Origin of the sequence: Mycobacterium sp. (genome assembly GCF_052144515.1) — a bacterium.
In the GTDB taxonomy this organism is placed as follows: domain Bacteria; phylum Actinomycetota; class Actinomycetes; order Mycobacteriales; family Mycobacteriaceae; genus Mycobacterium.
In genome coordinates, this window is sequence record NZ_JBKQQD010000547.1 from 1 (window position 1) to 2,560 (window position 2,560).

The following is a 2,560-nucleotide window of genomic DNA, read 5'->3' on the forward strand; positions in this document are numbered from 1 at the left end:
ATATCCGGACTAGTCGAGCAGATCATCCACCGCGCCGAGCAGCGCGACCACGGAGCGGTCCCGGGCAGCGTGGCCCATCAGCCCGATCCGCCAGGCCTGGCCAGCGAACTCGCCGAGCCCGCCGCCGCCGATCAATCCTGGCTCACGGGCAAGTTGTTGGCGCGTCTGCTTTCGCCGGCAGAGGAATGGAATCGCCGCGGAACTGGTGCCGAAGCGCGAGACCTCGAGAAAGCCGAGTAGTGCTGTTAGATCAAGCCGAGGGTGCGCGGCACCATGTAGAGGCCGAATGCGATGACGAGCAGGCACATGCTCCAGGTGCTGTATTTGCGTAGTCCTCGCATCCGCCATTGCGGAGGCAGCGCTTTGGCCTCGAGCGTCAGCAGCAGGCCGAGGACGATCGGCAGCAGCAAGGCGTTCATGACCTCGACGTCGATGGCTAGGTTCACCAAGTCGACGCTGGCGAGCACTAGTGCTGCACCCACGATATGGGCCAGTGCGTAGGTGATGTAGAACTTTGCGGTTGAGCGGTCAGGCCGCTCGTTGAGGGTGTGCCGCCAGCCGAATACCTCCGACAGACCCCAGGCTCCTGCCAGGGAGGCCACGATGGCCGCCACCAGGGCCGCGCCGAGCATGCCCACGCCGAACACCACGGCGCCGCCGGCCCGCCCTAGATAGGGGGTGAGCGCCTCAGAGATTTGGCCGACGGTGTTCAGGCTGGCTCCGGGATTGTGTGTGCCGATGGTCGTCGCCACGGTGATGACCACGGCGATCATGATCACCTGGGTCAGTACGGCGCCAAAGGCGGTGTCGTGGCGCGACTGCCTGATGGTGGTGGCGGTCAGCTGCTTGTCGACCACCGCCCCCTGCTGGTAGAACACCATCCACGGCATGATCACCGCGCCCACGTTGGCCGCCAGCAAAAGCAGATACGACGAGTCGCTCAGTGGTATTGACCCCAAACCGTGCACTAGCGCGTTCAGATGCGGGCCGGACATGACCATGGCGACCAGGAACGCCAGTTCGGCGGCACCAACGGCGATCCCGATCCGTTCGACGCGCCGGTAACTCCCGGTGAGCATCAGCGCCAGCAGCGCAGCAGTGGCGACAGGAACGGTCAGCCACCGCGACACGCCGAACAGTTCGCCCACGCCGCCGATACCGGCGAACTCGGTCAACAGCGCCCCGATCGCCGAGGCGAACAAAGTAAACGCCGACACCCACGCCCAGCCACGACCGAACCTCGCGCGGATCAGCGCCCCGTGACCCTGACCGGTGACGATGCCGAGCCTAACGGTCATCTCCTGAACGGCATAAAGGATCGGAATCAAGATGACTTGCGGCAGCACCATCCGATAGCCCCACTGGGCACCGGACTGGGCCGCGGTAATCACCGACCCAGCGTCGGTGTCGGCCAGCATCACCACCAGACCCGGCCCCCATACGGCCAGCATCCCGAATCGCAGCCACCCTAAGCGCGACGGGGCTTTCGCTTTGTCCGCTTTGTCGATGATCTGCGCCGCCACGAACGTCTACGCCCCTTACCTTGTGTGCCCGGTGCGCCGAAACGAGAAGCCGCGCTGAGAACCTAAAGGCTAGCCTAACCTAATCAGGATAGTTGACGGTTCTTAGCGCGAGCCTGCTAATGCCCGGCCGAGCAAGACAACCGCGAAGATCTGCACCGAATCTAGACAAACGAGGTCTATCAGATCTTGTCTCGCGATTCCGGTCGCAGCAGCTGGCCGTGTCGGTTTGGCGCGCAGGCCAGGGTGCCTATTCGGCCGGTTACCACAGGTTGGACGGACCGGGTGAACGGTCGCACCGGCAGGTGCTGGTGGCGCGCTGGCAGACGGCGACGCGGCGGCAGACGGTCACGGTGTGGCCGCAGGAGGTGGTGGCGCGGCGGTGCAGTGCAGGAGCACGGCACCAGCTGCGATCATTTCCGCTAGTACGGCAACCCGCCGCCTGGAGGACGTCAATTGGGATGAGTCCTCACCGCTTGCTTCCATCCCTACAAGACGCTGCGATTAGCGGTTTCGCAAGTCCAGTACCAACGCTACCGCAGACAGATTTCCGCTGTACCGCCCTGCTCTAGTGACCTGACCAGGAGAAACAAGCGGACTAAAGGTTGCGGCGTCGCCGCGGGGAAAATTCCTGCGGGAAAGCGCCGCTCTTCGTCGGACCGCTGGGCTCGACTGAAATCACCTTGAAAATAGGCTCTGACGTGCGGCGGGCGGGAACCGCGACCAAAATTACCAGACTCCATGACCTTACAACGTCGATCTTTGCCTAACGAGCTTGTGGGACAAGTAGATTGGCACGATCGAAAATCCGGCGACAACCGGACGATTCTCGCCGATTCCGGTCATTCGTGGTGAAGTGGTCAGAACGGCATCGGTTGGTTGTAGATAGTCCCGGATTGGTTTTGGACGGGGTCAGTGCAGGTTATGGTGACATTCCAAAGCGTGCCCGTCGGGAGCTCGGGCGCGAAGTTCAACTGTTGCTGGCCCCCCTGGTTCAGCTGAAATGTCTGGTTGAGCGGGGCCATTGGAGTGCCGATGCC

Annotated in this window: 3 protein-coding genes; 1 reads left to right on the forward strand and 2 read right to left on the reverse strand. The window is 63.0% G+C overall.

Going from position 1 to position 2,560, the window contains the following annotated elements; genetic code table 11:
- Window positions 1-240, forward strand: a 240-nt coding sequence (locus tag ACLP9N_RS36915) for a hypothetical protein (protein ID WP_442412029.1), incomplete at its 5' end; no start/stop codon positions are given.
- Window positions 241-245: 5 nt separating this feature from the next.
- On the opposite strand, the gene ACLP9N_RS36920 is transcribed toward ACLP9N_RS36915, so the two are convergent.
- Window positions 246-1,523 carry an NRAMP family divalent metal transporter gene (locus ACLP9N_RS36920; RefSeq protein WP_442412030.1) on the reverse strand — a complete coding sequence of 426 codons (1,278 nt, stop codon included), beginning with the start codon at window positions 1,521-1,523 and terminating at the stop codon, window positions 246-248.
- 857 nt (window positions 1,524-2,380) lie between these two features.
- A partial coding sequence (locus tag ACLP9N_RS36925; RefSeq protein ID WP_442412031.1) for a hypothetical protein occupies window positions 2,381-2,560 on the reverse strand: 180 nt, incomplete at its 5' end.